Consider the following 25,705-nt stretch of genomic DNA (forward strand, 5'->3'; position numbering starts at 1 on the left):
GGCGACACTGCCTGCATATTGGGGCGAAAAAATGGCCATATCCTGCTGGTTGATCGGCGATTTGGGTTTTAGCGAAACTGTTTGTTTCAAAAGGAAAATGCCGCACCCTGAGGCGCGGCATTTGATTTTCGTCGGCGGATGCCGGGGCGCGCATTAGTCGCCGGCAGCAACCGTTACACCACCAACTTCGGTGGAGATGGCGGAACCCAGAGTGGTCAGGCCGCCCTTGACGGTGCCCAGAACAGCGAAGCCCAGGCCAACGACCGCAGCGGTCAGCACAACCCAGTCAACGGTCACGGCGCCGGATTCGTCATTGTGGAAGTTTTTGATCATTTCGAACAGTTTCATTGGAAGTCCCTCTCAGTTAAGATCGTTAGCTCGTTTCAGTTCGCCTCTTTGGATCGTCTCGGGCCGGCCTCTGTGTTGGCCCGATCCCCGCCGTGGCATGGCCCTAATAAGCCGTTGGATTGGGGCAGGAGTTGGGCGCAGTTAAGACAATTTTTGTAAGCCCGGAAAAGTCGGGGTGGATCTTTATAACATACTGATTATAAACGAAAAAAAGTGATAAGATTTTTTCCGAAGGTCCCCGAGGTACAGCTTTTCCGGGTCGGGAATCGTCTGTCACCTGCCGCAGCGTCATGCTTTTGGTGGTATCAAAAGAGGAATTTTGCGATAATTTTCCAAACAACGCCGGATTGGAGCAGGATCCGATAGATGCGCCGCACAGGTTCCGTCATTCTCATTGCGGCCGCGCTGGCCGCGACGCCGGGGCTGGGCGAGGCGCCGCCGCCGTTTCCGGAGTTCACGTTCAAACGGGCAAAGCCCCCGGCGCCGGGCGCATCGCGGCGGATCACGGTCCAGATCGCGCCCAAACCCTTCACGCCGCCGCCCGGCGAAGAGGCGGCAGAGGCACCCCCGGCTGGAGGGGCGCGCTACGGCTGGTACTGGGAGGTGGTCTCTCCGGCCCGGCAGGACAGTGCGCCCGGGCGGCTGGGCCCGGCGGTGGCAGCCTTGGCAAACGGGCCGGGCGGGGCGCGCGTTCATGCGCCCCGGCTTGGGGATCTGCAGCAGATCGCCCAGGAGTTCGGGGCGGAAATCCTGATCGCCACGGCGGGCACGCAGGTGTCGCCGGCGCTGGTTCTTGCCGTGATCGGGGTTGAAAGCGGCGGCAGCGCCGATGCCGTCAGCCCCAAGGGTGCGTCGGGGCTGATGCAGCTGATGCCCGCCACCGCCGCGCGGTTCGGGATCGAGGATCCGTCGGACCCGTCGCAGAACATCCGCGCGGGTGTGGCTTATCTGGACTGGCTGATGTCGGCCTTCGAGCGCGACCCGGTTCTGGTGCTGGCGGCCTATAACGCGGGCGAAACCGCTGTCAGCGACAATGGCGGCGTGCCCGATTATCCAGAGACGCGCGACTATGTTCCCAAGGTCCTGTCAGCCTGGACCGTGGCGCGCGGCCTGTGCGCGACCCCGCCAGAGCTGATCAGCGACGGTTGTGTCCTGCGGGCGCTTGATACGCTCTGATCCTGCTCAGCCCTGCTGCGTTTACAACGTTCCAAATTTCCACAGCTTATGTGCAGATTTGAACAAATTGCTGATAATGCTCACGCTTTTGTGCGTTGAAGGGAGGAGTCATCCCACCCAACTAAGGTTCACAAGGCGGGAATATCCCCGCCATGTCGAAATTCAAAAGGATGACCGAAATGAAAAAACTTGCTCTGACAACCGCTCTGCTCGTCGGTGTTTCCGCCCCGGTCTTTGCCGGTACGTTTGACGCCTCTGGTTATGTGAATGGCACGGCCGCGCGGATCAGCACGGATATCTCGCGCCAAAGCGACGATGGCAATGACCGGCTGTTCGCGAAATCCGGGGCCGTTCTGCCGACGACTGCCGGACACTCGGGTCCCGCCAGTCGGGGTGCCGTCAATTCCTCTGCGGCCGAGATTTTCGCCAACCTCAACGCCGCGAGCGATGATGGCAATGATCGCCTGTTCGTGGGCAACACCGGCACCGTGGCTGGCAATGGCATCGTCAACGCCCGCGCCGCCGCGATCTTCGACCAGTTGAAGAATGACGCCGACGGATAAACGGGGCGAAGGCACCCGTGAAAAAAACAACGAGGGCCGGTTGGCCCTCGTCTATCGTTCCGGCGTCTGGCCGATCAGCCGACGATGGTTGCCTCGGTGGCGGCGCGCAGTTCTTGCTCGGTGACGCCCTCGGCGGTCTCGACGATCTTCAGGCCGCCCTCCACCACATCCAGAACGCCCAGATTGGTGATGATCCGGTCCACCACGCCCTTGCCGGTCAGCGGCAGCGTGCATTCCTTCAGCAGCTTGCTGTCGCCATGCTTGTTGGTGTGGTCCATGACCACGACCACACGGCCTACGCCTGCCACCAGATCCATCGCGCCGCCCATGCCCTTGACCAGCTTGCCCGGGATCATCCAGTTGGCCAGATCGCCATTCTCGGCCACTTCCATCGCGCCCAGGATCGCCATCGCGATCTTGCCGCCACGGATCATCGCAAAGCTTGTCGCGCTGTCGAAATAGGCGGTCTGCGGCAGCTCGGTGATCGTCTGCTTGCCGGCGTTGATCAGATCGGCATCCACCTCATCCTCGGTCGGGAAGGGGCCCATGCCCAGCATCCCGTTTTCCGATTGCAGCGTCACATGCACGCCCTCGGGGATGTAGTTCGACACCAGCGTCGGAATGCCGATGCCAAGGTTCACATACCAGCCGTCTTCCAGCTCCTGCGCCGCGCGGGCGGCCATTTGATTACGATCCCACATGATACGCTCTCCTTATGCCGCAGGGCGCGTGGTGCGCTGTTCGATGCGTTTTTCGTGCTCGCCCGCGATCAGGCGATGCACATAGATGCCGGGCAGGTGGATACAATCGGGGTCCAGGCTGCCGGTCGGCACGATCTCTTCCACCTCGGCCACACAGATCTTGCCGCAGGTGGCGGCGGGCGCGTTGAAGTTGCGCGCGGTCTTGCGGAACACCAAGTTGCCGGTCGCATCCGCCTTCCAGGCCTTCACGATGGCCAGATCGGCGACGATACCCTGCTCCAGTATGTAGGTCTCGCCGTCGAAGTCCTTGTGTTCCTTGCCATCGGCGATCACGGTGCCGACGCCGGTCTTGGTGTAGAACCCGGGGATGCCGGCGCCGCCGGCGCGCATGCGCTCGGCCAGGGTGCCCTGCGGGTTGAACTCCAGCTCCAGCTCGCCTGACAGGTACTGGCGCATGAATTCGGCGTTCTCGCCCACGTAGGAGCTGATCATCTTCTTGACCTGCTTGGTCTGCAGCAGCAGGCCGATGCCGAAATCATCAACCCCGGCGTTGTTGGAGGCGAAGGTCAGGTCTTTGGTTCCCGCCGTCTTGATCGCGTCAATCAGAAGTTCGGGAATGCCGCACAGGCCAAAGCCCCCCGCCGCGATGAACATGCCGTCGAACAGAAGCCCATCAAGAGCCTCTGACGCCGAGCCGTAAACCTTTTTCATGGATGTCTCCCCAAGAGCGTAATTGTCGGATGTTTTGACGCCGGTGTTCCGCAGAGTCAATGAATTGGCCCTTCGTAATTCCGAACAAGCGGCGCCGGTCGCCCCCGCAAGGGCCGGCGGCACACGGGCAGGGGGCTATTTCTTCTTTCGCCCGCCCTTCTTGGCCGCCTTTTCAGCGATCAGCCCGACCGCCATTTCCATGGTCACATCCGCCGGCTCGACGTCCTTGGGCAGGGTGGCATTCACCTTTTCCCATTTGACATAAGGGCCGTAGCGCCCCTCCATCACATTGACCGCGCCGCCCTTTTCGGGATGCTCGCCCAACTCCTTCAGCGGCTTGGCGGCGGCGCGCCCGCGCCCCGTCTTGGCGGCTTTCTGGGCCAGCACCTCGACCGCGCGGTTCATGCCGACGGTGAAAACCTCTTCGACATCGGGCAGGTTGGCGTAGATGCGCCCGTGTTTGACATAAGGGCCATAGCGCCCGATGCCCGCCTCGACCGGCTCGCCATCCTCCGGGTGCGGCCCGATCTCGCGCGGCAGGCTGAGCAGCAGCAGCGCCTTGTCCAGATCGATCTCAGCCGGCTCCCAGCCCTTGGGCAGAGAGGCGCGCGGCGGTTTGGGTACCTCTTCGGTCGGCTCGCCGCGCTGCACATAGGGGCCGAAACGGCCCATGCGCAGGGTGATTTCCTCTTCGCCGTCATGGCCCAGGATCTTGCCATCCAGCTCGGCGCTGCCGTCATCGCCGTTGGGGGCCGACAGCGGCCGGGTATAGCGGCATTCGGGATAGTTCGAGCAACCGATGAACGCCCCGCCGGAGCGCGCGGTTTTCAGGTTCAGCCGCCCGGCGCCGCATTTGGGGCAGAGCCGCGGATCGGTGCCATCTTCCTTGGGCGGGAACAGATGCGGCGCCAGAACCTCGTCGATCTTGTCCAGAACCTCGGTGATGCGCAGATCGGCGGTTTCGGCGATCGCGGCCGAAAAATCACGCCAGAACCGCGCGAGGACCTCATGGTAATCGCGCTCGCCGGCGGAAATGTCATCCAGTTCGGATTCAAGATCGGCGGTGAAGTCATAGCCCACGTATTTGCGGAAGTAATTCTCCAGAAAGGCCGTTACCAGCCGGCCCTTGTCTTCGGGGATCAGGCGGTTCTGGTCTTTCTTCACATAACCGCGATCCTGGATCGTGGTCACGATCGACGCGTAGGTGGAGGGGCGCCCGATGCCCAGCTCTTCCATCCGCTTGACCAGCGTGGCCTCGGTATAGCGCGGCGGCGGCTGGGTGAAATGCTGCTCCGGGGTCACGCTTTGCTTGGCCGCGGGTTCGCCCTGCGCGATCTGCGGCAAGCGCTTGTCGTCATCGTCGACCACCACATCGTCGCGGCCTTCTTCGTAGACCTTCATGAACCCGTCGAACAACACGACCTGGCCGGTGGCGCGCAGCTCGACCTGGCCGTCGGCGCTGCCCACGTCGACCGTGGTACGCTCCATCCGGGCGGCGGCCATCTGGCTGGCCAGCGTGCGTTTCCAGATCAGATCGTAAAGCTTGCGCTGGTCGGGCTCCGACACCTTGAGGCTGGCCGCGTCGCGGGTCATGTCGGTGGGGCGGATACATTCATGCGCTTCCTGCGCGTTCTTGGCCTTGTTCTTGTACATGCGCGGGCTTTTGGGCACGTAATCCTCGCCATAGCGATCCTTGATCGCGTCGCGCGCGGCCATCACCGCCTCGGGCGCCATGTCGATGCCATCGGTCCGCATGTAGGTGATATAGCCCGCCTCATAGAGGCGCTGCGCCGTGCTCATGGTCTGGCGCGCGCCGAAGCCGAACTTGCGGCTCGCCTCCTGCTGCAGGGTCGAGGTCATGAACGGCGCGCTGGGGTTGCGGCTGGCGGGTTTCGCCTCGACCGATTTCACCGTCAGATCGCGGCTGTTGATCGCCTGCACCGCCAGTTCAGCGGCGGTTTCGTTGGCCAGATCGAACTTATCGAGCTTCTTGCCGCCCAGTACCGTCAGCCGCGCCTCATAGCTCTGGCCGCGCGGGGTGGTCAGGATCGCCTTGACCGTCCAGTATTCGCGGGCGCGGAACGCCTCGATCTCCATCTCGCGCTCGACGATCAGGCGCAGGCAGACCGATTGCACCCGGCCCGCCGATTTCGCGCCGGGCAGCTTGCGCCACAGCACCGGCGACAGGTTGAAGCCCACCAGGTAATCCAGCGCGCGGCGGGCCAGATAGGCGTGAACCAGCGGTTCGTCGACCTGGCGCGGGTTCTTCATCGCCTCGGTGACGGCGGATTTGGTGATGGCATTGAACACCACGCGGCTGACAGCGGTGTCTTTCTTGATCGCCTTGCGCTTGCGCAGGGTTTCCTCGAGATGCCAACTGATCGCCTCTCCTTCGCGGTCGGGGTCGGTGGCGAGGATCAGGGTGTTGTCGTCTTTCAGGGCGTCGGCGATGGCCTTGACATGTTTCTTGCTGTCACTGGCCACTTCCCATTTCATCTCGAAATCATGCTCGGTATCCACCGACCCGTCCTTCGGCGGCAGGTCTCGGACATGGCCGTAGGAGGCAAGCACAGTGTAGTCGGAGCCCAGATATTTATTGATTGTCTTGGCTTTGGCTGGGGACTCAACAACGACAACAGGCATGAATTTCCTTTCGAGTCGGGCAGGGGGCCCATGGCGGCGCAAGATGTGGCGCATGCGGCGAGATTGTCAATGCGTTGGCGACACTGCCACCGGGTGCGGCCGGCCGCACCACTATAGTGGTGAATATCGGGGCATCGGGGGCGCGGCGGGGTGGCCATCGCTGTTTTGCGGTGAAAGAGCGCTTGGCGCGCCATCTGGGCGCCCTGCCCGGAGCCGGCGTCTGTTTGCCGTGGGATGGCCCCGTGGGTGTTGCGCCCGTACTCTGCCGGACAGCCTGCCGTGGCCTATATCTCTGCCCGGCCGGGCGGGTTCAGTCGGCCCGCGACAACAGGCCGCCCGCCTGCCTGGTGATCCGCCCGTCCAGCTCCAGGGTCAGCAATTCAGGCGTGACCGCCCCGGCGGGCAGGTCCAGATCGCGGATCAGCTGATCCTCGGCCAGCGGCGACGGGCCGAGCCGCGACAGGATTTCGGCGTGAAGCTGCGGGATCTCTGCCGCCGCGCGGACGCGGCGCGCGGGCCCCGGCGGGATTTCGGGAAACCGGGCCGGCTGTGCGGGCGCGGCGGGTTCCGCGGGTACGCCGAGCGCCTCGAGCACGTCACTGTCGCCGCGCACCAGTGTCGCGCCGTCGCGGATCAGCATGTTGCAGCCCGAGGCGCGCGCGTCGAACGGGTGGCCGGGCACCGCCAGAACCTCGCGCCCCTGATCGAGCGCGTTTTTCGCGGTGATCAGGCTGCCCGAGCGGGCTGCGGCCTCGACCACGATCACGGCGCGCGCCAGGCCCGAGATGATGCGGTTGCGTTGCGGGAAATGCCGCGCCTGCGGGGTGAGCCCGACGGGCTGTTCCGACAGCAGCAGGCCCTGCGCGGCGATCTTTCCGGCAAGCTCGGTATTCTCGGCCGGATAGATGACATCAACCCCGCCGGCCATGACCGCGATGGTTCCGGTGTCGAGCGAGGCGAGATGCGCGGCCGTATCGACGCCACGCGCCAGCCCCGAAACGGTGACCATCCCGGCGGCCCCCAGCCCTTCGGCCAGTTTGCGCGTCATGCGTGTGCCGAGCGAAGAGGCGTTGCGCGCCCCGACCAGCGCCACCTGCGGGCGCCGCAGCAGATCGGCCCGGCCGCGCGCCCATAGCATCGGTGGCGGGTCGGGGATATCGGTCAGCGCGGCGGGGTAGCCGGGTGTGCCGAAGGCGATCAGCCGCGCACCGGCGGCGCGACCCGCCGCAAGCTCGCGCAGGGCATCGTCACGCGGGCAGGCGCCATAGTGTTCCACGCCGGCGCTGCGGGCGAGTTCGGGCAGGGCGGCGAGGGCGGCATCGGCGCTGCCATGCTCTGCCATCAGCCTGAAAAAGGTGGTCGCGCCGACACGGCGCGACCGAATGAGACGGAGCCACGCCACCAGGTCCTCTTCCTGGGTGGGTGGTGCGAGGGGGTGGGTGGAAGAATATATGTCCACTGGCTGCACGACTCCGCTCATTCACGAGGTCAGTGTTCCGCCAAGAGGGTTAACGGGTGGTGAATCCGCCGCTGTTCAATTCAAATTTTTTCGGTCAGGCGGTCATGCCGCCGACCCGCCCACCGTCAGCCCGCCGATCAGCAGCGTCGGCTGGCCCACGCCCACCGGCACCCACTGGCCCGCCTTGCCGCAATTGCCGATGCCGGGGTCCAGCGCCATGTCATTGCCGATGGCGCGGATCTTCTGCATCGCCGCAGGGCCGTCGCCGATCAGCGTGGCGCCCTTCACCGGCGCGCCGATCCGGCCGTTCTGTACCCGGTAGGCTTCGGTGCAGGAGAACACGAACTTGCCGTTGGTGATATCCACCTGCCCGCCGCCGAACCCCACGGCGTAGATGCCGTCCTTCACATCGGCCACGATATCCGCCGGATCGGCATCGCCGCCCAGCATGATGGTGTTGGTCATGCGCGGCATCGGGACATGCGCATAGCTTTCGCGCCGCCCGTTGCCGGTGGGCTCCATCCCCATCAGGCGGGCGTTCTGGCGATCCTGCATGTAGCCGACCAGAATCCCGTCTTCGATCAGCGTTGTCTTCGAGCTGGGCGTGCCCTCGTCATCGAAGGTGAGCGAGCCGCGCCGGTCGGGGATTGTGCCGTCATCCAGAACGGTCACGCCCTTGGACGCCACCCGCTGGCCGATCCGCCCGGCAAAGGCGGAAGAGCCCTTGCGGTTGAAATCGCCCTCGAGCCCGTGGCCCACGGCCTCGTGCAGCAGGATGCCGGGCCAGCCGGCGCCAAGCGCCACGTCCATCACGCCCGCGGGGGCCGGGACCGCCTCGAGGTTGACCAGCGCGATGCGCAGCGCCTCGCGCGCGGTGGCCTGCCAATGGGCCGGGTCGATCAGCCCGGTCAGGCCCACGCGCCCGCCGCCGCCATGCCCACCGCTTTCGCGCCGGCCATTCTGCTCGACGATGACGGAGACGTTCAGCCGCGTCATCGGCCGGGTATCGTGCAGCAGCGCGCCGTCGGGGCGCAGGATGTAGACTTCCTGCAGCGAGGCGGCCAACGTGGCGGAAACCTGCACCACGCGCGGGTCCATCGCACGGGCGAAGGCGTCGATCTCGCGCAGGGTTTCGATCTTGACCGGGAATTCCGCGTCTTCCATCGGGTCGGCGTCGGAATAGAGGCGGCGGTTGGTGTGCTGAGGGGCGGGGGCCAGAACCCCGCCGCCATCGCCCACCGCCAGCCGCGCGGTTTCGGCGGCACGTTTCAGCGCGGCTTCGCTGATCTCGGTGGAATGGGCATAGCCCGCGGTTTCGCCGCGCACCGCGCGCAGGCCGAAGCCTTCGGAGGCGTCGTAGCTGGCGGTCTTGATTCGCCCGTCGTCGAAAACCAGCGCCTCGGAGCGGCGGCGTTCCAGGAACAGCTCTCCGTCATCGGCGCCGTCGGTGGCGGCGCGCAGGGTGGCCAGGGCGCGCGCCTCGTCGAGCGCGTCAGAGAAAGGCATGAATCTCGGGTGGTTCATTTATGTGTCCCAGATACGTCTTTGACTTGGATCAAGTCGCGGCCCAATGCCGCAACAGATTTGCTTGTTTCATCCGACCTAATATGGTTTTTGGGGCCGGGAACACAACGGATGCTCGAAAATCAGCTTCCGTTCAGCGGCCATGGGTCGCACTACGTACAGGGAAAGAACATGCGGATTTCAACTTTGCTTTCCGGCCTCTGGGCCGCAGGTGCGGCTTCGATGGCGGCGACTTCGGCGATGGCGCAGGACGGGCTCGAGGGCCTGAAGATCATCGGTCAGCCAGAGCCGCGCGCCCTTGGATTTCAGCCCGCGGCGACGGAACTCGCCCGTGATCTGCAGGGGCTGGACCATCTGATCCTGATCATCATCACCGCGATTACCGTCTTTGTCGTGGCGCTGCTGGCGATCGTCATCCTGCGCTACAACAGCCGGATGAACCCCAAGCCCGCCACCTTCACACACCATTCCCCGATCGAGGTGGCCTGGACGGTGGTGCCGATTCTGATTCTCGTGTTCATCGGGGCCTTCTCGCTGCCGGTTCTGTTCAAGCAGCAGGAGATTCCGGATGCGGACGTGACCGTGAAGGTCACCGGCTTTCAGTGGTACTGGGGCTATGAATATCCCGATCACGAATTCGCCTTCGACAGCTACATGCTGGAGAAGGATGAACTGGCCGATTACGGCTATGACAAAGAGCAATATCTGCTGGCCACCGACACCGCCATGGTGGTGCCCACCGGCAAGACCGTCGTTGTGCAGGTCACCGGCGCGGATGTGATCCATTCCTGGGCGATGCCGGCCTTCGGCGTCAAGCAGGACGCGGTGCCGGGCCGTCTGGCCGAGCTGTGGTTCAAGGTGGATGAAGGCATGGAAGGCATCTATTTCGGCCAGTGCTCCGAGCTTTGCGGCCAGTCCCACGCCTATATGCCGATCACCGTGAAGGCGGTCAGCCAGGCCGATTACGAAAAATGGCTCGATGGTGCCATCGAGGAATATGCCGGCAAGCCGCGCGCCGTCACGGTTGCGTCTGCCGAGTAATGCCTTCGGGGGCCGGGCCGGCGCGCCCGCCCCTGGCAGGAGGACAGAATGACCGATACAACCGCCGTCTTTGATCAAAATCCCGAGGCGAGCTTCGGCGATTACGTGGCGCTTCTGAAGCCCCGCGTGATGTCGCTCGTGGTGTTCACGGCGCTGGCGGGGCTGGTCGTGGCGCCGGTTTCGGTGCATCCGATGGTGGCCTTCACCGCGATCCTGTTCATCGCCATCGGCGGCGGCGCGTCCGGGGCGCTGAACATGTGGTGGGATGCCGATATCGACAGCGTGATGCGGCGGACCCAGGGCCGCCCCGTGCCGTCGGGCCGGGTCGCGCCGGGCGAGGCGCTGGGCCTGGGGCTGACCCTTTCGGGTTTTGCCGTTGTGATGCTTTGGCTCGCGTCGAACTGGGTCGCGGCGGGGCTGCTGGCCTTTACCATCTTCTTCTACGCGGTCATCTACACGATGTGGCTGAAGCGCTCGACGCCGCAGAACATCGTGATCGGCGGTGCCGCCGGGGCACTCCCCCCGATGATCGGCTGGGCCGTGGCGACCGGTGGTGTCAGCGTCGAGTCGGTGTTGATGTTCGCGCTGATCTTCATGTGGACGCCGCCGCATTTCTGGGCGCTGGCGCTGTTCATGAAGGATGACTATTCCAACGCCGGCGTGCCGATGCTGACCGTCACCCACGGGCGCCGCGCGACGCGGGTGCATATCCTCGTCTACACGCTGTTGCTGGCGCCGCTGGCGCTGGGGATCGCGGCAACCTCGATCGGCGGGCCGGTCTATCTGGCGGCTTCGCTGCTGCTGAACGTGGCCTTCATCCGGGGTGCGCTGCGCATCTGGCGGCGCGACGAGAGCGCGGCAGAGGCGGATGGCTACGCGGTTGAAAAATCATTCTTCAAATTGTCGCTCTATTATCTGTTCCTGCATTTTGTGGCGCTGATGGCCCAGTCGGGGCTGGCGGCTTACGGGCTGGGAGGCTGGTGATGGCTGCGTTTCACGAAGAACACGAGTTGCACAAGCGCCGCTTCGGGCGCAATCTCGGGCTGTTGGCGGTGCTGTCGGCCTTTGTCGCCATCGTCTTTGGCCTGACGATCGTCAAGGTGTCCGAAGGCGGCAAGATAGAGGCGTTCGATCACGCGGTGCGCCCCTCGCTGACGGTGCCGGAGGGCGGCGAATGACCCTGACAGGCAAATCTCGGACGGTGGTACAGCTTGTCGGCGTCGTGGTGCTGATGGGCTCGCTCGCCTGGGCGGCGGTGCCGGCCTACAACCTGTTTTGCAAGGTCACCGGTTTTGGCGGTGAAACCTCGGTCGCGGCCGAGGGCAGCGACGAGGTGCTTGAGCAAACCATCAAGATCCGGTTCGACGCCTCGAAAGAGCGGGACTTCCCGTGGGAATTCAAGCCCGTGCAGCGCGAGATGGTGTTGCGCATCGGCGAGACGGGGCTGGCCTTCTACGAGGCCTACAACCCGACCGACCGGGTCATTGCCGGGACGGCCAGCTATAACGTCGCGCCCTATTCGGCCGGCGGGTTCTTCACCAAGATCGACTGTTTCTGCTTCAGCATGCAGGTGCTGCAGCCGGGCGAGCGGGTGCAGATGCCGGTAACCTTCTATGTGGACCCTGAAATCGTGGATGACCGCGAAGGAAAATATGTCCACACCATCACTTTGAGCTATACGTTCCACGAATCCGAACTTCCGGACGACGTGGAACAGACACAGGCGGCGCTGGCGACGGGAACCGCCGGTACCGCAACACAATGACGGAACGTCACGACGAGGGAGCGTAAGACGAATGGCGCACGAAAAGAACCACGACTATCACATTCTGGAGCCGTCGATCTGGCCGCTGCTGGCCGCGGTCGGCGCGTTCATCATGCTCTATGGCGCGGTGATGCTGTTCCACGACAACGGGCCGTGGATGTTCCTGATCGGCCTGGCGATGGTGGGCTATGTCATGTACGGCTGGTGGTCCGACACCATCACAGAAGACCGGGCGGGCGATCACACGCCGGTGGTGCGGATCAGCCTGCGCTATGGGTTCATCCTGTTCATCATGTCGGAAGTGATGTTCTTCGCGGCCTGGTTCTGGAGCTTCTTCAAGCATGCGCTCTATCCGATGGGACCGGAGAGCCCGGCGGTGGACGGTGTCTGGCCCCCCGCGGGGATCGAGACCTTCGACCCCTGGCACCTGCCGCTGATCAACACGCTGATCCTGCTGTGTTCGGGCGCGGCGGCGACCTGGGCGCACCATGCGCTGGTGCATGAAAACAACCGCAAGGACATGCGCAACGGCCTGATCATCGCGATCCTGCTGGGGATGCTGTTCACCTTTTTCCAGGCCTATGAATACAGCCACGCCGCCTTCGGGTTTTCGGGCAACATCTATGGCGCGAACTTCTTCATGGCCACCGGGTTTCACGGTGCGCATGTGATCATCGGCACGATCTTCCTGTTCGTCTGCCTGATCCGGGTGATGAAGGGCGATTTCACACCGGAACAGCATGTCGGTTTCGAAGCGGCCGCCTGGTACTGGCATTTCGTGGATGTCGTCTGGCTGTTCCTGTTCGCCTCGATCTATATCTGGGGCGGCTGAGCCGGTCGGTCCTGACGGACCGATGCCTTCGGCGAGAGTATTTTTGCCAAGAAGAGGAAGGCGCGGCGGAAACCTGCGCCTTTTTCGCGAGGGGATGAGATGACACGACGCATGATTGTGCCGGTTCTGTTTGGCGTGTTCGGTATCGCCGTTCTGGTGGGGCTGGGCCTGTGGCAGGTGCAGCGGCTGGCGTGGAAAGAGGCCGTCCTGGCCGAGATCGACGCGCGTATCAGTGCCGCGCCGGTGGCCCTGCCCGCCGCGCCCGATCCTGTGGCCGACCGCTATCTGCCGGTGCGCGCCACGGGCACGCTGTTGCCGCAGGCCGTGCGGGTGCTGAGCAGCGTCAAGCAGGTGGGGGCGGGGTACCGGCTGATCCATGTGTTGGAAACCGGGGGGCGCCGGGTGATGGTGGACCGCGGTTTTCTGCCGCTGGAGGCCGATCCGGGTGCGTTGCCCGCCGGTGCCGTGACCGTGACCGGCAATCTGCACTGGCCACAGGAGACCGACAGTTTCACCCCGGCGCCGGATCTGGAAAAGAATATCTGGTTCGCCCGCGACGTGGAGGCCATGGCCGATGTGCTGGGCACCGAGCCGGTGTTGATCGTTACGCGGGGCGTCGATCCGGCCAGCCCGGCGATCCTGCCGCAGCCGGTCGATTCATCGGGCATTCCCAATGACCATCTGGAATATGCGATCACGTGGTTTTCGCTGGCTCTGGTCTGGCTGGGGATGACAGCGCTGCTTCTGTGGCGTATCAGGCGGAAAACCGTTTGAGGGCAGGGCAGATGCGCTATGTTTCCACGCGGGGGCAAGCCCCGGTTCTGAGTTTCGAAGAGGCGATGCTGACCGGCCTTGCCCGCGACGGCGGGCTTTACGTGCCCGAGACCATCCCGGCTGTGGCGCCCGGCGACATCGCGGCGCTGGCCGGGCAGAGCTATGAGGAGGCGGCCTTCCGCATCATGCGCCCGTTCATCGGTGATACCTTCACCGATGCCGAGTTCCGGGCCATCATCGCGCGGGCCTATGAGGGCTTTGGCCATGCGGCCCGTGCGCCGCTGGTGCAACTGGGGGCGAACCATTTCCTGCTGGAGCTGTTCCACGGCCCCACGCTGGCGTTCAAGGATTTCGCGATGCAGCTGATCGGCCAGCTGTTTCAGGCGTCGCTGGAACGGTCGGGCAAGCGGGTGACCATCGTGGGGGCGACCAGCGGCGATACCGGTTCGGCGGCGATCGAGGCGTTCCGGGGGCTGGACAATGTCGATGTGTTCATCCTGTTTCCGCATGGCCGGGTGTCGGAGGTTCAGCGCCGCCAGATGACCACGCCGGACGAGGCGAATGTGCATGCGCTGGCGGTGGATGGTGATTTCGATGATTGCCAGGCCGCCGTGAAGGACATGTTCAACGATTTCGAATTCCGCGATGGGGTGGGCCTTGCGGGGGTGAACTCGATCAACTGGGCGCGGGTGCTGGCGCAGGTAGTGTATTATTTCACCTCCGCCGTATCGCTGGGCGCGCCGCACCGCGAGGTGAGCTTTACGGTCCCCACCGGCAATTTCGGCGATATCTTTGCCGGCTATGTCGCGCGGCGCATGGGCCTGCCGATCGCGCAGCTTGTGGTTGCCACCAACCAGAACGACATTCTGCACCGCGCGCTCAGCACCGGGGGCTATGTCACACGGGGTGTCACCCCGTCGATCAGCCCGTCGATGGATATTCAGGTGTCGTCGAATTTCGAACGGGCGCTGTTTGACGTTTATGACCGTGACGGCGCCGCCGTGGCGCAGCTGATGGCCGAGTTGAAAGAGCAGGGCGGGTTCCGGATCAGCCAGGGCGCGCTGCAGCGGTTGCAGGATACCTTCGCCTCGGGCCGCGCGTCGGAGGAGGAGACCAGCGCCACGATCCGCGGCACATATGCCGCCACCGGCGAGGTCTTGTGCCCGCATTCCGCAGTTGGCGTGAAGGTGGCGCAGGAGCATCTGTCGGGTGCCACGCCGATGATCACGCTGGCCACGGCCCATCCCGCGAAGTTCCCCGACGCGGTCGAAGCGGCCACCGGCATACGCCCCCCCCTTCCAAATCGGATGGCGGGCCTGTATGAGCGGACAGAACGTTTGTCGCGCGTCGCCAACGACTTGGCCGCGATCGAAACGCTGATCAAGGAAAGGCGTACCGCTTGAGCGTAGAACTGCACCGGCTTGCCAATGGTTTCCGCATCGTCACCGAGGCGATGCCCGGCCTGAAATCCGCAGCCCTGGGCATATGGGTCACGGCGGGGGGGCGCCACGAACGGGTCGAGCAGAACGGCATTGCCCATTTCCTGGAACACATGGCCTTCAAGGGCACCAAGCGGCGCACGTCGCTTCAGATCGCCGAGCAGATCGAGGATGTGGGCGGCTATATCAACGCCTATACCAGCCGTGAAATGACCGCCTATTACGCCCGCGTGCTGGAGGCCGATGTGCCGCTGGCGCTGGATGTAATCGCCGATATCGTGCTGAACCCGCTGTTCGACCCGACCGAGATCGAGGTGGAGCGCGGCGTGATCCTGCAGGAAATCGGGCAGGTGATGGATACGCCAGACGATGTGGTGTTCGACTGGCTGCAGGAAGCGGCCTTTCCGGAACAGGCGCTGGGGCGCACCATCCTGGGCCCGACGGAACGGGTCAGCAGCTTTTCGCGCGATGATCTTTACGGGTTCGTGCAGGAACATTACGCGCCCGATCAGATGATCCTGTCGGCGGCGGGCGCGGTGGATCATGACGAGATCGTGCGCCTGGCCGAGGCTCTCTTTGGTCATCTCGAGCCCGCCGGGCATACCGATGCCAGCCCCGCGCAATTCGCCGGCGGCGAGCGGCGCGAGGTGAAGGCGCTGGAACAGGTGCATTTCGCGCTGGCCTTCGAAAGCCCCGGCTATCGCGATCCGGGCATCTATGCCGCGCAGATCTATGCCAGCGCCCTGGGCGGCGGCATGTCTTCGCGCCTGTTTCAGGAAGTACGCGAAAAGCGCGGGCTGTGCTATTCGATCTTCGCCCAGGCCGGCGCCTATGCCGATACCGGCATGATCACCATCTATGCCGGTACCTCCGAAGGCCAGATCGCCGAGCTGACCGATCTGACCATGGCCGAGTTGGCCCGCGCCGCCGAAGACATGACCCCGGCCGAAGTGTCACGCGCGCGGGCGCAGATGAAGGCGGGCCTGCTGATGGGGCTGGAAAGCCCCTCGTCGCGGGCGGAACGCCTGGCGCGGCTGGTTGCGATCTGGGACAGGGTGCCCGAACTGGAGGAAACCATCGCCCGGATCGACGCGGTGACAACGGGAGATGTCAAGGATTTTGCCGGTGGTTTGGTGACCGGCGGTCAGGCGGCGCTGGCGCTCTACGGGCCGGTCGGCAATGCGCCCGATCTGATGGCCCTGCAAGGCAGGCTTGCCGCCTGATGCTCAGCCGGCGGCGAAAGGTCAGGATCGAGACCGAACGCATGACCCTGCGACCGCCGCAGCACACCGATTTCACGGCCTGGACCGCGCTGCGCCGCAACAGCCGCGATTTTCTGATCCCGTGGGAGCCGTCCTGGGCCGATGATCACCTGTCGCGCAAGGCCTTTACCAACCGGGTCTATTGGGCGCAGCGGGCCTTGTCGTCGGGCACTGCGGCACCGCTTTTCCTGATCCGCCGCAGCGACAGCGCCCTGGTGGGGGCGATCACGCTGGACAATATCCGGCGGGGTCCGGCGCAGGCGGGCACGCTTGGCTATTGGGTGGGCGCGCCTTTCGCGCGGCAGGGTTTCATGCGCGAGGCGATTCAGGCCGTGGTGCATCACGCCTTCACCCAGCTCGATCTCAGCCGGATCGAGGCCGCCTGCCTGCCGGAAAACGTGGCCTCACGCGGGGTTCTGGAAAGCTGCGGCTTTAAATACGAGGGCGTCTCGCAAAGCTATCTGCAGATCAACGGGCGCTGGCGCAACCATGTGCTGTATGCCAACCTGCGCGGCGACCGGCGCGGGCGCACCGATATCGGCTGATCCCGTCACTTTCTTGTGAGCGGCGATGGTGGTTTCCGGGCGGCGGAACCTGCACAGAATCGTGCTAGGCTTCGGCAAAAGGAGCGTTTGCCGATGATCCGCCTTGCCCTTTTATGCCTGGTCCTCTTCCCCGTCTTGGCCACCGCGCAGGAGCGCCGGCCCAGCCATTGCATCGCGCTGGCCAATGCCGCGCCGGGGCTGGAATATGTTCAACTCGCCGCCTACGGCGCGCCGCTGGATGAGCATACGGTGCGGATCAACTATGTGGATCATTCCATGTTCCTGATCGAGACGCCGGGCGGGCTGACCGCCGCCACGGATTTTACCGGGTTCATGGGGCCGACGACACTGATCCCCGACGTGGTGACGATGAACAACGCCCACAACACCCACTGGACAGCGGCGCCCGATCCGGCGATCCCGCACGTGCTGCAGGGCTGGGCGAAGGGCGGGGTGGCGGCCGACCACTATCTCGACCTTGGCGAGATGCTGGTGCGCAACGTGCCCACCGATGTGCGCGGCTATGACAGCGGATCGGTCCGCGAGAACGGCAATTCCATCTTCGTGTTCGAGGTGGCGGGCCTGTGCATCGGCCATCTGGGCCATCTGCACCACGAACCCGATGCCGCGCAATATGCCGCGCTGGGGCGGCTGGATGTGGTGATGGCGCCCGTCGATGGTGGCCGGACGCTGGATCTGCCCACCATGATCCGGGTGGTGACGCGGCTGCGCTCGTCCATCGTGCTGCCCATGCACTGGTTCAGCGGCCATTCGCTGGAGCGGTTTCTGGAGGGGATCGCGGGCGATTTCGCGGTAGAACGGCCGGGCAGCGGTTTTATCGAGGTGTCGTTGCGCAGCCTGCCATCGCGGCCCACGGTGGTGGTGCTGGAGCCGACATTGCTTCGGGATGCGGAGTGAGCGTCTGGATTGCGCTGCTGCGCGGGGGGAAAGTGGGCGGTGCCACAAGCTGTCGATGGCCGGGGCTTCCGGGCGCTGTTGTCGGCGCAGGGCTTTGGGGATGCTGCGACTTACATGCAGTCGGGCAATGCCGTTTCCCCGGCTGACGGCACGCCGGATGGGCTGTCCGGCAGCATTCGTGAAGGCCGCGCGGCGCAGTTCGGCTTTCGCCCCGACGTGATCGCGCTGTCCCTCGACGGCGCCCTTGCGGCCAACCCGTTTCCGGAGGCTGACGACGCCCCCAGCCCGCTCCACCTGTTTTTTCTCCGCAGGCCCGACACGCTGGATATCGCACCCCTTCAGGGGGGGGCGCCACGGCGGACGAGCGGGTGGCGCAACGGGGGGCCCGTGCTGTATCTGCACATGCCGAGTGGCTTCGGGCGTTCGAAGCTGGCGGAAAAGTTGGCGCGCCACTTCAGCAGCGGTCCCAAGACGGGGCGCAACCTGCGCTCATGCCGGAAGATCGCCGAACTGGCGCGCGGGATCGGCTGAGCGGCCTTGCGCCGTGACCGGCGGACGGGCAGGAATAGCGCATGATGTTGAACCCCGTGACCGACGCCTTCGCCGCCACCCTGCGCGCGCGCCTGCCCGAGGCGGCATTCCGCCCGCTGACACCGGCCTATCTGCAAGAGCCGCGCGGGCGGTTTCACGGCAGTGGCGGCCTGCTTGTCTGCCCGGGCAGCACGCCCGAGGTGGTGGTGCTGATGCGCGCCTGCGCTGCGGCGCGGGTGGGCATCGTGCCCTATGGCGGCGGCACCGGCCTTGTCGGCGGGCAGATCATGACCGACGGCCCGGCGCCTGTGATCCTGTCGCTGGAACGGATGCGTGCCATTCGCGGCGTCTTTGCGCAGGAAAACGCGCTGGTGGCCGAGGCGGGCGCGATTCTGGCCGAGGTGCAGGCGGCGGCGGCGGCGCAGGGCCGGCTGTTCCCGCTGACGCTCGCGTCCGAAGGGTCGGCGCGGATCGGCGGGTGCCTGTCGACCAATGCGGGCGGGGTGAACGTGCTGCGCTACGGCAATGCGCGCGACCTGTGCCTGGGGCTCGAGGCGGTGCTGCCCGACGGATCGGTGCTGAACGGGCTGACGCGGCTGCGCAAGGACAACACCGGCTATGATCTGCGCAACCTGCTGATCGGGGCCGAGGGCACGCTGGGGGTGATCACCGCCGCCGCGCTGAAGCTCTACCCGCAGCCAGAGGCCGAGGGCGCGGCGCTGATGGTGGTGGAGAGCCCGGCGGCGGCGCTGGCGCTGCTCTCGATGGCGGGGCGCCGGATCGGCGGTGGCGTGTCGGGGTTTGAACTGATCGGGCGGATGGGTTTGCAGTTTCTGGCCGAAAAGATGCCGGAAATACGCCAGCCTTTTGCGGAAATGCCGGGCTGGATGGTTCTGATCGATCTTGGCCTGGGCGCCGGGCAGGATCCGGCCGCAGCGCTGGAAGGGCTGTTTGCCGAGGCGGCGGAGGCCGGACTGGTCAGCGACGGGGTGATCGCGCAGTCGGTGGCGCAGCGCGCGGCGTTCTGGGACATCCGCGAGCGCATACCGGAGGCGAACCGCAAGATCGGCTCGGTCTCGTCGCATGACATCTCTTTGCCGCTGAGCGTGATCCCCGAGTTCATCGCGCGCGGGGGGCCGGCGCTGGCGCGGATCGGCGATTTCCGTATCAATTGTTTCGGCCATCTGGGCGATGGCAACCTGCATTATAATGTCTTTCCGGCAGCGGGCAAAACCCGCGCCGCGTATGAGCATCTGCGCGGCGCGGTGAAGCGCTGTGTACATGATCTGGTGCATGACATGGGCGGTTCGGTCAGCGCCGAGCACGGGGTGGGGCGGTTCAAGGTCGAAGACCTGGAGCGCTATGGCGATCCCGCGAAGCTTGCCGCGATGCGCGCGATCAAGGGCGCGCTCGATCCGCTGGGCATCATGAACCCCGGCGCGGTGCTGCGGCAGGGATGAGTGCCGTGCCCGCGGAAAAATCTTCACGAAGATTTTTCAGGCCAAAGAATTTTCGGGAAAATTCTTCTTCACGCCCCCTCGAACGCGCATAGCGCATGCACATCCATCCCCAGCTCTTCCAGCCGTTTGCGTCCACCCAGCTCCGGCAGGTCGATGATGAAGGCACAACTGACGATCTCGCCCCCCAGCCGTTCGATCAGCCTGATCCCGGCCTCGGCCGTGCCGCCGGTGGCCAGCAGGTCATCGACCACCAGGATACGCTCGCCCGGCTGGATGGCGTCATCGTGGATTTCCACGATCGCCTCGCCATATTCCAGCTTGTAGTCCTGGCTGATCGTGGTCCCGGGCAGCTTGCCTTTCTTGCGGATCGGCACGAAGCCGACGGTCAGCTGATGCGCGATGGCGCCGCCCAGGATGAAGCCGCGCGCCTCGAGCCCGACAACCTTGTCGATGGGCTGGCCGGCGAAGGGGTGAAGCATCTGGTCCACCGCCATGCGAAAGCCGCGCGGATCGGCGAACAGGGTTGTGACATCGCGGAACATGATCCCTTCATGGGGAAAGTCGACGATGGTGCGGATATAGTCCTTGACGGTCGGGCGGTTGATCATCGGTGGCGGCTTTCAGTAGCGGTCGGGCTGAAAACTGTTTGGCCGATGGGCGCCCCGCGCGCAAGAAGCTGCAGGGGGCGGGCACCGGATTTACCGGCGCCCGATGGTCATTTCTTCACGTTTCGGAACAGGCGATAGTTCCAATCGGGAACCCATGACAGATGCGGCTTGTGCCAATCCATCCGGTCCCGCACGAGCATGGTTTTTGCGGCCTGTAAAATCATTTCAATTTTTCCCTTTGTTGACTGTAATTATTTTGGTACTGCTCTTGCATAGGAAATGTATATACAACGCATCTCCAAATATCAAGTGCCACGGGAAGATCGCTGGTGAACAAGAAGACCGAAAAGAAATCCGCAAAGAAGAACAGCCAGCTCGTTTTGCGTCTGGACAAGGATGAGCGCGACGCGTTCGTTCAGCTTTGCAACCAGATGGATACAAGCGCCGCGCGGGAAATTCGCGGCTTTATCCGCCAGTTTCTGAAAGACCATCAGGCGGAGTGAGAGGGGGCGCTACAGCACCCGCCCCGCCACCGCATCCAGTTTCGCCACAACCTCGGGGTCGCGGGCATCCGGGCCGGTCAGGATGGCATAGTCCAGCGCCCTGTCGCAGCCATCGGAACAGGGCACATGCGCGCCCAGCAACGCCGGCAGGCGGGTGACAAGCGCGCGGGCCTTGTCGGCATTTCCCTTCAGCGTGGCGACAATATCGGTGATGTCGACCGCGCCGTGGTCGGGGTGCCAGCTGTCGTAATCGGTGATCATGGCGACGCTCGCATAGCAAAGCTCGGCTTCACGGGCCAGTTTGGCCTCGGGCATGTTGGTCATGCCGATCACGTCGCAGCCCCAGACATCGCGGTAGAGCCGCGATTCCGCAAGGCTGGAAAACTGCGGCCCTTCCATCGCCAGATAGGTGCCGCCGTCATGCATGGTGATGCCCGCGTCGAGGCCCGCGCTCAGGCAGGCGCCAGACAGCCGCGGGCAGGTGGGATGCGCGACAGACACGTGCGCCACGCAGCCGGTGCCGAAGAACGATTTCTCACGTGCGAAGGTGCGGTCGATGAACTGGTCGATTACCACGAAATCGCCCGGTGCCAGCTCCTCGCGAAACGATCCGCAGGCCGAGACAGAGACAATATCGGTCGCCCCCAGCCGCTTCAGCACGTCGATATTGGCGCGGTAGGGCACGGTCGAGGGGGAGTGCACGTGCCCCCGCCCGTGGCGCGGCAGAAACACCATGGCGGTGCCATCCAGCGTGCCGGTCAGAACCTGATCCGACGGCGTACCCCAGGGCGAGTGCACCGTCTTCCACTCCGCGTCCTGCAGACCGTCAATATCATAAACGCCCGAACCGCCGATTACCGCGATCTTCCGTGCCATGCAGACTCACCCCATGTTTTCCATTCCCCTCCGTTTTAGGGTGCGGGCCGGATTTGGGAAACCTTCCGGTTGAAGTTATGCGGTGTGGTCATGGCAGGCATGCGTAATCGGAGCGGTTTTCACAAAGCCCCGCGTCCGCTATGGACCTGTGGCGCATTCATCCGACCCCAATCACAGGATTCCCCCGTGGCCCGATCCCTTCTCGCCGCCTTTGCGGAGCGTTACTCGCCCGCCAGCCTTTCGATGTCGCCCCGCGGCCTGACGCCCGCGGGCGTGAAGACAGAGGTCCTGGCCGGGCTGACCGTGGCGCTGGCCCTGGTGCCTGAGGCGGTGGCCTTTGCCTTCGTGGCCGGGGTGCACCCACTGGTGGGGCTTTACGCGGCGTTTCTCGTCGGGCTGATCACGGCGCTGATCGGCGGGCGGCCCGGCATGATCTCGGGCGCGACCGGGGCGCTGGCGGTGGTCATGGTGTCGCTGGTCGCCGATCACGGGGTGGAATATTTGTTCGCGACGGTGGTGCTGATGGGCATCCTGCAGATCCTCGCCGGCATCTTCCGGCTGGGCAAGTTCATCCGGCTGGTGCCGCATCCGGTGATGCTGGGCTTTGTCAACGGGCTGGCCATCGTGATCTTCCTCGCCCAGCTCACCCAGTTCAAGGTGCCGGGCAGCGCCGAGGCATCGGGCCACGGCATGTCGGGCGGCACCTGGATGACGGGCTGGCCGCTCGTCACCATGCTGGCGCTGGTCGGCGCGACCATGGCGATCATCTGGGTGACCCCGCGGCTGACCCGGGCGATCCCGGCACCGCTGGCGGGGATCGGCATCGTGGCGGCGCTGGTCATCCTGTTCGGCATCGACGTGCCGCGCGTGGGTGACCTGGCCTCGATCGAGGGCGGCCTGCCCCGGTTCCACATGCCGGGCGTGCCGCTGAACCTCGAAACGCTGCAGATCATCTTTCCCTACGCGCTGATCCTGGCCGCGATCGGGCTGATCGAAAGCCTGCTGACCCTGAACCTGGTGGGCGAGATCACCGGCAAGCGTGGCGGGGCCAGCCAGGAATGCGTCGCGCAGGGCACGGCCAATGTGGTTACCGGCTTCTTTGGCGGTATGGGCGGCTGCGCAATGATCGGACAGTCGATGATCAACGTGAAATCCGGCGGCCGGATGCGCCTGTCGGGCATCTCCGCGGCGCTGTTTCTGCTGCTGTTCATCGTCGTCGCCTCGCCGCTGATCGAACAGATCCCGCTGGCGGCGCTGGTGGGGGTGATGTTCATGGTGGTCATCGGCACCTTCGCCTGGCAGTCCTTCAAGATCATGCGCAAGGTGCCGGTGGCCGATGCGCTGGTGATCGTGCTGGTGACGATCACGACGGTCTTCTACGACCTCGCCATCGCGGTCGTGGTCGGCGTCATCGTCTCAGCGCTGGAATACGCCTGGACCAATGCCAAGCGGATCCATGCCAAAACCTATGCAACCCCCGAAGGCGCCAAGGTCTATCAGATCCAGGGCCCGCTGTTCTTCGGCTCTGCCGAAGGGTTCGCCGAACTGTTCGATCCCGCCAATGATCCATCGCGGGTGGTGATCGACTTTGCCGACAGCCGCGTGGCAGACCAGTCCGCCCTGACGGCGATCGAAGGGGTGGCCGCGAAATACGAGGCCGCGGGCAAGCAGATCCAGCTGCGCCACCTCAGCCGCGACTGCCATCAGCTTCTGACCAAGGCGGGGCAACTGATGGTGGATTCCGATGACGACCCCGACTATCAGATCGCCACCAACTATTCCGTGCGTACCGGGGTGCTGGGCGGCGGCCACTGAACGGGCCTTCCGAAAAAGAGCGCCTGTGGCGCATTCCATTTGTTACGGCCCTGCGGGCCGGGATGCCTCCGGCGGGGATATTTTATCCAAAGCAAGGGTGTATGCGGCGCTGCCGATTGCTTTGGTGCAAATATCCCGGGGTTTGGGGCAGAGCCCCAATGAAAAATCCTTTGCGCCGCAGGCGCTCCTTTCCGCGAAGGGTTATTCCCCGGGCCGTTTCAGGGTGAACACTTCGGTCACCCGTGCGTAATCGCGGTAGCCCAGCCGTGCGAGCGGCTGAAAATGCGTGACATCGAATTTGCCCTCCTTCAGGCAATCGTCACGCAGGTGGATGCCCACGACTTCGCCGAACACGGCGAAGTTGCTGCGGCCTTCCAGCGGTACCACCCGGGTCAGCCTGCATTCCAGGCCCGCAGGCGCGCGCGCCACGCGCGAACAGGCGATGCTCTCGCATTCCGCCTTTGCGATCCCGGCTTTTTCGAATTCGTCCACGTCCTTGTCCCAGGGGCCGGAGGTGACGTTCATCGCGTCGCGCATCGCGTATTCGACGATATTCACGCAGAATACGCCGGTTTCGCGGATGTTGCCGAGGCTGTCCTTGGTATCGCCCCGGTCGGGCTTGGCCGAGGTCGTGGCGAACATCACCTGTGGCGGCACATAGGCCACCGCGTTGAAGAAGGAATAGGGCGCGAGGTTGTCCTGCCCGCTCGCGCCCCGGGTCGAGATCCAGCCGATCGGGCGCGGGGTCACGATGGCGTTGAACGGATTGTGCGGCAGGCCGTGGCCGTCTTCGGGGCGATAGAACATAGGCGCTCCTTCTGGGTCCTGTTTGCTCCAGACCTAGACCCGTGCTAGGGGCGTTTCCAGCAGGAAATCGAGAGGCAGGCTGTGATCCGGCTGGAACAGGAACGGGCGGAAGACTGGTGGGAGGTCGAGGCGCTTTATGACTTGTGCTTTGCGCCGGGGCGCGAGGCGCTGTCGTCCTATCGGCTGCGTGACGGGGTGCCGCCGGTGGCACCGCTGTGCCTTGTGGCGCGCGATCCGGACAATATCGTTGCCGGGGCAATCCGGTTCTGGCCGGTGTGTGTGGGCGGGGCCGATGCCCTGTTGCTGGGCCCTGTCGCCGTTCACCCGACCCATCAGGGCGAGGGGCTGGGTGCGCTCCTGATCCAGGAGGGGCTGCAGCGGGCCCGCGCCCTAGGCTGGGCGCGGGCGATGCTGGTGGGTGATGCGCCTTACTACGGGCGGTTCGGGTTCGCACGGCTGGAGGGGGTGGAGATGCCGCCGCCCACCAACCCGGATCGGATCCTGGGCGTGGCGCTTGTGCCCGGGGCGTGGGACGGTGTGGCCGGGCAGGTGGAGCGCCACGCGCAAGAGGCGGCTTGTTCGGCGGGGCGGGCCACCCCATCTTGATCGGGAAACCATGCTGGAGGCCCGATGACTGCGACGATGCTGAGTGTTGTTCCGACCGATCATGATGCCGCGCTTGATGCGCTGGCGCTTCGCTATCGTGCGGCGGGCGGGGTGGGCATGCAGGTGCTCAGCCTTGTGGGGGGCAGGGCCGAGAACCTGCTGGAGCGGCTTCCCGACCGGGTCAAGCTGCGGCTGGAGAGCGCGACGGAGCGCGCGCTTTATGTGGCGCTGGATGCGGCGGGGCGGTCTCGCGGCGGCAGGATTCCCGATGGCGGCAAGTGGCTGACCACCGCGGCGACCACGGCGATGGGCGCGGCGGGCGGCTTTGGCGGGCTGCCCTCGGCGCTGGCCGAACTTCCGGTGACGACGACGGTACTGCTGCGCGCCATTCACGGCATCGCCGAGGCGCATGGTTTCGATCCGGTGCAGGATCAGGTGCGGGCCGACTGCATTCAGGTCTTTGCCACGGCGGGGCCTCTGGCGCATGACAATGGCGCCGATCTGGGCTTTCTGGCGGCCCGTGTCACCCTGACCGGCCCGGCGATGCACGGGGTGATCGCGCGGGTGGCGCCACGGCTGGCCACGGCCCTGGGCCAGAAGCTGGCGGCGCAGACCGTGCCGGTGATCGGCGCGGTGGCGGGGGCGGCGACGAATTTCGCCTTTACCAGCTACTATCAGGAAATGGCCCATGTGCAGTTCGGGCTGAAACGGCTGAGCCTGGAAAGCGGCGTTGCCGAGGGCCTGCTGGTCGAGCAACTGCGCGCCCGGATGGCCGCGTCGCGCCGTCTGCGCCGGTAG

27 protein-coding genes are annotated in these 25,705 nt (G+C 64.9%); 18 read left to right on the plus strand and 9 right to left on the minus strand.

Translation table 11 applies throughout. The annotated features are described in order from the left end of the window. Positions 1-153: 153 nt before the first annotated feature. Positions 154-348 (minus strand): Flp family type IVb pilin, encoded by a 195-nt coding sequence (locus tag TQ29_RS05405; protein ID WP_054538328.1) that lies wholly within the window; start codon positions 346-348, stop codon positions 154-156. Positions 349-714: 366 nt separating this feature from the next. Between TQ29_RS05405 and TQ29_RS05410 the strand changes: the two genes are divergently transcribed. Both TQ29_RS05410 and TQ29_RS05415 read left to right on the plus strand, forming a co-directional pair. Then, positions 715-1,524 carry a lytic transglycosylase domain-containing protein gene (locus tag TQ29_RS05410; protein WP_054538329.1) on the plus strand — a complete coding sequence of 270 codons (810 nt, stop codon included), beginning with the start codon at positions 715-717 and terminating at the stop codon, positions 1,522-1,524. Between the two features lie 179 nt (positions 1,525-1,703). Beyond that, entirely contained in the window at positions 1,704-2,087 is a 384-nt protein-coding gene (locus tag TQ29_RS05415) for a hypothetical protein (RefSeq protein WP_157445518.1), read from the plus strand. Positions 2,088-2,161: 74 nt separating this feature from the next. Here the strand turns inward: TQ29_RS05415 and TQ29_RS05420 are convergent, their stop codons facing one another. The 5 genes from TQ29_RS05420 to tldD form a co-directional block, all read right to left on the minus strand. Continuing rightward, positions 2,162-2,791, minus strand: coding sequence for a 3-oxoacid CoA-transferase subunit B (locus TQ29_RS05420; protein ID WP_054538331.1), 630 nt, complete (start codon positions 2,789-2,791; stop codon positions 2,162-2,164). A 9-nt stretch (positions 2,792-2,800) separates the two neighbouring features. Then, complete coding sequence (locus tag TQ29_RS05425; RefSeq protein ID WP_054538332.1) at positions 2,801-3,499, minus strand: CoA transferase subunit A; 699 nt, start codon at positions 3,497-3,499, stop codon at positions 2,801-2,803. Positions 3,500-3,634: 135 nt separating this feature from the next. Next, complete coding sequence (gene topA / locus TQ29_RS05430; protein ID WP_054538333.1) at positions 3,635-6,142, minus strand: type I DNA topoisomerase; 2,508 nt, start codon at positions 6,140-6,142, stop codon at positions 3,635-3,637. Positions 6,143-6,452: 310 nt separating this feature from the next. Continuing rightward, positions 6,453-7,544, minus strand: coding sequence for a DNA-processing protein DprA (gene dprA / locus TQ29_RS05435; RefSeq protein WP_255353391.1), 1,092 nt, complete (start codon positions 7,542-7,544; stop codon positions 6,453-6,455). 159 nt (positions 7,545-7,703) lie between these two features. Beyond that, complete coding sequence (tldD, locus tag TQ29_RS05440) at positions 7,704-9,125, minus strand: metalloprotease TldD (RefSeq protein WP_054538334.1); 1,422 nt, start codon at positions 9,123-9,125, stop codon at positions 7,704-7,706. Positions 9,126-9,296: 171 nt separating this feature from the next. Between tldD and coxB the strand changes: the two genes are divergently transcribed. The 12 genes from coxB to TQ29_RS05500 all read left to right on the plus strand — a co-directional run bounded on the left by coxB (position 9,297) and on the right by TQ29_RS05500 (position 19,692). Then, positions 9,297-10,166: a cytochrome c oxidase subunit II gene (coxB, locus tag TQ29_RS05445; protein WP_054540335.1), complete on the plus strand. Its 870-nt coding sequence runs from the start codon at positions 9,297-9,299 to the stop codon at positions 10,164-10,166. 48 nt (positions 10,167-10,214) lie between these two features. Beyond that, complete coding sequence (cyoE, locus tag TQ29_RS05450; RefSeq protein ID WP_054538335.1) at positions 10,215-11,150, plus strand: heme o synthase; 936 nt, start codon at positions 10,215-10,217, stop codon at positions 11,148-11,150. Then, positions 11,150-11,344: a hypothetical protein gene (locus tag TQ29_RS05455; protein WP_054538336.1), complete on the plus strand. Its 195-nt coding sequence runs from the start codon at positions 11,150-11,152 to the stop codon at positions 11,342-11,344. Before cyoE ends, TQ29_RS05455 begins: the two co-directional genes overlap by 1 nt. Continuing rightward, positions 11,341-11,931: a cytochrome c oxidase assembly protein gene (locus TQ29_RS05460; RefSeq protein WP_054538337.1), complete on the plus strand. Its 591-nt coding sequence runs from the start codon at positions 11,341-11,343 to the stop codon at positions 11,929-11,931. Before TQ29_RS05455 ends, TQ29_RS05460 begins: the two co-directional genes overlap by 4 nt. A 31-nt stretch (positions 11,932-11,962) precedes the next feature. Beyond that, complete coding sequence (locus tag TQ29_RS05465; RefSeq protein WP_037204314.1) at positions 11,963-12,763, plus strand: cytochrome c oxidase subunit 3; 801 nt, start codon at positions 11,963-11,965, stop codon at positions 12,761-12,763. Between the two features lie 99 nt (positions 12,764-12,862). After that, a complete protein-coding gene (locus TQ29_RS05470) occupies positions 12,863-13,537 on the plus strand; it encodes an SURF1 family protein (protein WP_054538338.1) in 675 nt (224 codons plus the stop codon). A gap of 11 nt (positions 13,538-13,548) precedes the next feature. Continuing rightward, positions 13,549-14,940 (plus strand): threonine synthase, encoded by a 1,392-nt coding sequence (gene thrC / locus TQ29_RS05475; RefSeq protein ID WP_054538339.1) that lies wholly within the window; start codon positions 13,549-13,551, stop codon positions 14,938-14,940. Further along, positions 14,937-16,199, plus strand: coding sequence for a pitrilysin family protein (locus tag TQ29_RS05480; RefSeq protein WP_054538340.1), 1,263 nt, complete (start codon positions 14,937-14,939; stop codon positions 16,197-16,199). Before thrC ends, TQ29_RS05480 begins: the two co-directional genes overlap by 4 nt. Then, on the plus strand, positions 16,199-16,783 hold the full coding sequence (locus TQ29_RS05485) for a GNAT family N-acetyltransferase (protein ID WP_037204324.1): 585 nt from the start codon (positions 16,199-16,201) through the stop codon (positions 16,781-16,783). Before TQ29_RS05480 ends, TQ29_RS05485 begins: the two co-directional genes overlap by 1 nt. A gap of 93 nt (positions 16,784-16,876) precedes the next feature. After that, entirely contained in the window at positions 16,877-17,701 is an 825-nt protein-coding gene (locus TQ29_RS05490) for an MBL fold metallo-hydrolase (protein ID WP_054538341.1), read from the plus strand. A gap of 39 nt (positions 17,702-17,740) precedes the next feature. Further along, on the plus strand, positions 17,741-18,232 hold the full coding sequence (locus TQ29_RS05495; RefSeq protein ID WP_162231809.1) for a DUF1697 domain-containing protein: 492 nt from the start codon (positions 17,741-17,743) through the stop codon (positions 18,230-18,232). 44 nt (positions 18,233-18,276) lie between these two features. After that, positions 18,277-19,692, plus strand: a complete 1,416-nt coding sequence (locus TQ29_RS05500; RefSeq protein ID WP_054540336.1) for an FAD-binding oxidoreductase — start codon at positions 18,277-18,279, stop codon at positions 19,690-19,692. Positions 19,693-19,760: 68 nt separating this feature from the next. On the opposite strand, the gene TQ29_RS05505 is transcribed toward TQ29_RS05500, so the two are convergent. Further along, complete coding sequence (locus tag TQ29_RS05505; RefSeq protein ID WP_054538343.1) at positions 19,761-20,300, minus strand: adenine phosphoribosyltransferase; 540 nt, start codon at positions 20,298-20,300, stop codon at positions 19,761-19,763. A gap of 329 nt (positions 20,301-20,629) precedes the next feature. Between TQ29_RS05505 and TQ29_RS20915 the strand changes: the two genes are divergently transcribed. Next, positions 20,630-20,803: a hypothetical protein gene (locus TQ29_RS20915; RefSeq protein WP_173585954.1), complete on the plus strand. Its 174-nt coding sequence runs from the start codon at positions 20,630-20,632 to the stop codon at positions 20,801-20,803. Positions 20,804-20,812: 9 nt separating this feature from the next. On the opposite strand, the gene TQ29_RS05510 is transcribed toward TQ29_RS20915, so the two are convergent. Next, positions 20,813-21,679, minus strand: coding sequence for an S-methyl-5'-thioadenosine phosphorylase (locus TQ29_RS05510; protein ID WP_054538344.1), 867 nt, complete (start codon positions 21,677-21,679; stop codon positions 20,813-20,815). Between the two features lie 243 nt (positions 21,680-21,922). Between TQ29_RS05510 and TQ29_RS05515 the strand changes: the two genes are divergently transcribed. After that, positions 21,923-23,494, plus strand: a complete 1,572-nt coding sequence (locus TQ29_RS05515) for a SulP family inorganic anion transporter (RefSeq protein WP_082386730.1) — start codon at positions 21,923-21,925, stop codon at positions 23,492-23,494. A gap of 201 nt (positions 23,495-23,695) precedes the next feature. On the opposite strand, the gene TQ29_RS05520 is transcribed toward TQ29_RS05515, so the two are convergent. Beyond that, complete coding sequence (locus TQ29_RS05520; RefSeq protein WP_054538346.1) at positions 23,696-24,301, minus strand: flavin reductase family protein; 606 nt, start codon at positions 24,299-24,301, stop codon at positions 23,696-23,698. A gap of 81 nt (positions 24,302-24,382) precedes the next feature. On the opposite strand from TQ29_RS05520, the gene TQ29_RS05525 reads away from it, so the two are divergent. Then, complete coding sequence (locus TQ29_RS05525; RefSeq protein ID WP_054538347.1) at positions 24,383-24,907, plus strand: GNAT family N-acetyltransferase; 525 nt, start codon at positions 24,383-24,385, stop codon at positions 24,905-24,907. Positions 24,908-24,931: 24 nt separating this feature from the next. Further along, the gene (locus TQ29_RS05530; RefSeq protein WP_054538348.1) at positions 24,932-25,705 is read left to right on the plus strand and encodes an EcsC family protein; all 774 of its coding nucleotides are present in this window, start codon (positions 24,932-24,934) and stop codon (positions 25,703-25,705) included.

The sequence above is a fragment of the Actibacterium sp. EMB200-NS6 genome, from assembly GCF_001305615.1.
GTDB classification, from domain to species: Bacteria; Pseudomonadota; Alphaproteobacteria; order Rhodobacterales; family Rhodobacteraceae; genus Actibacterium_A; species Actibacterium_A naphthalenivorans.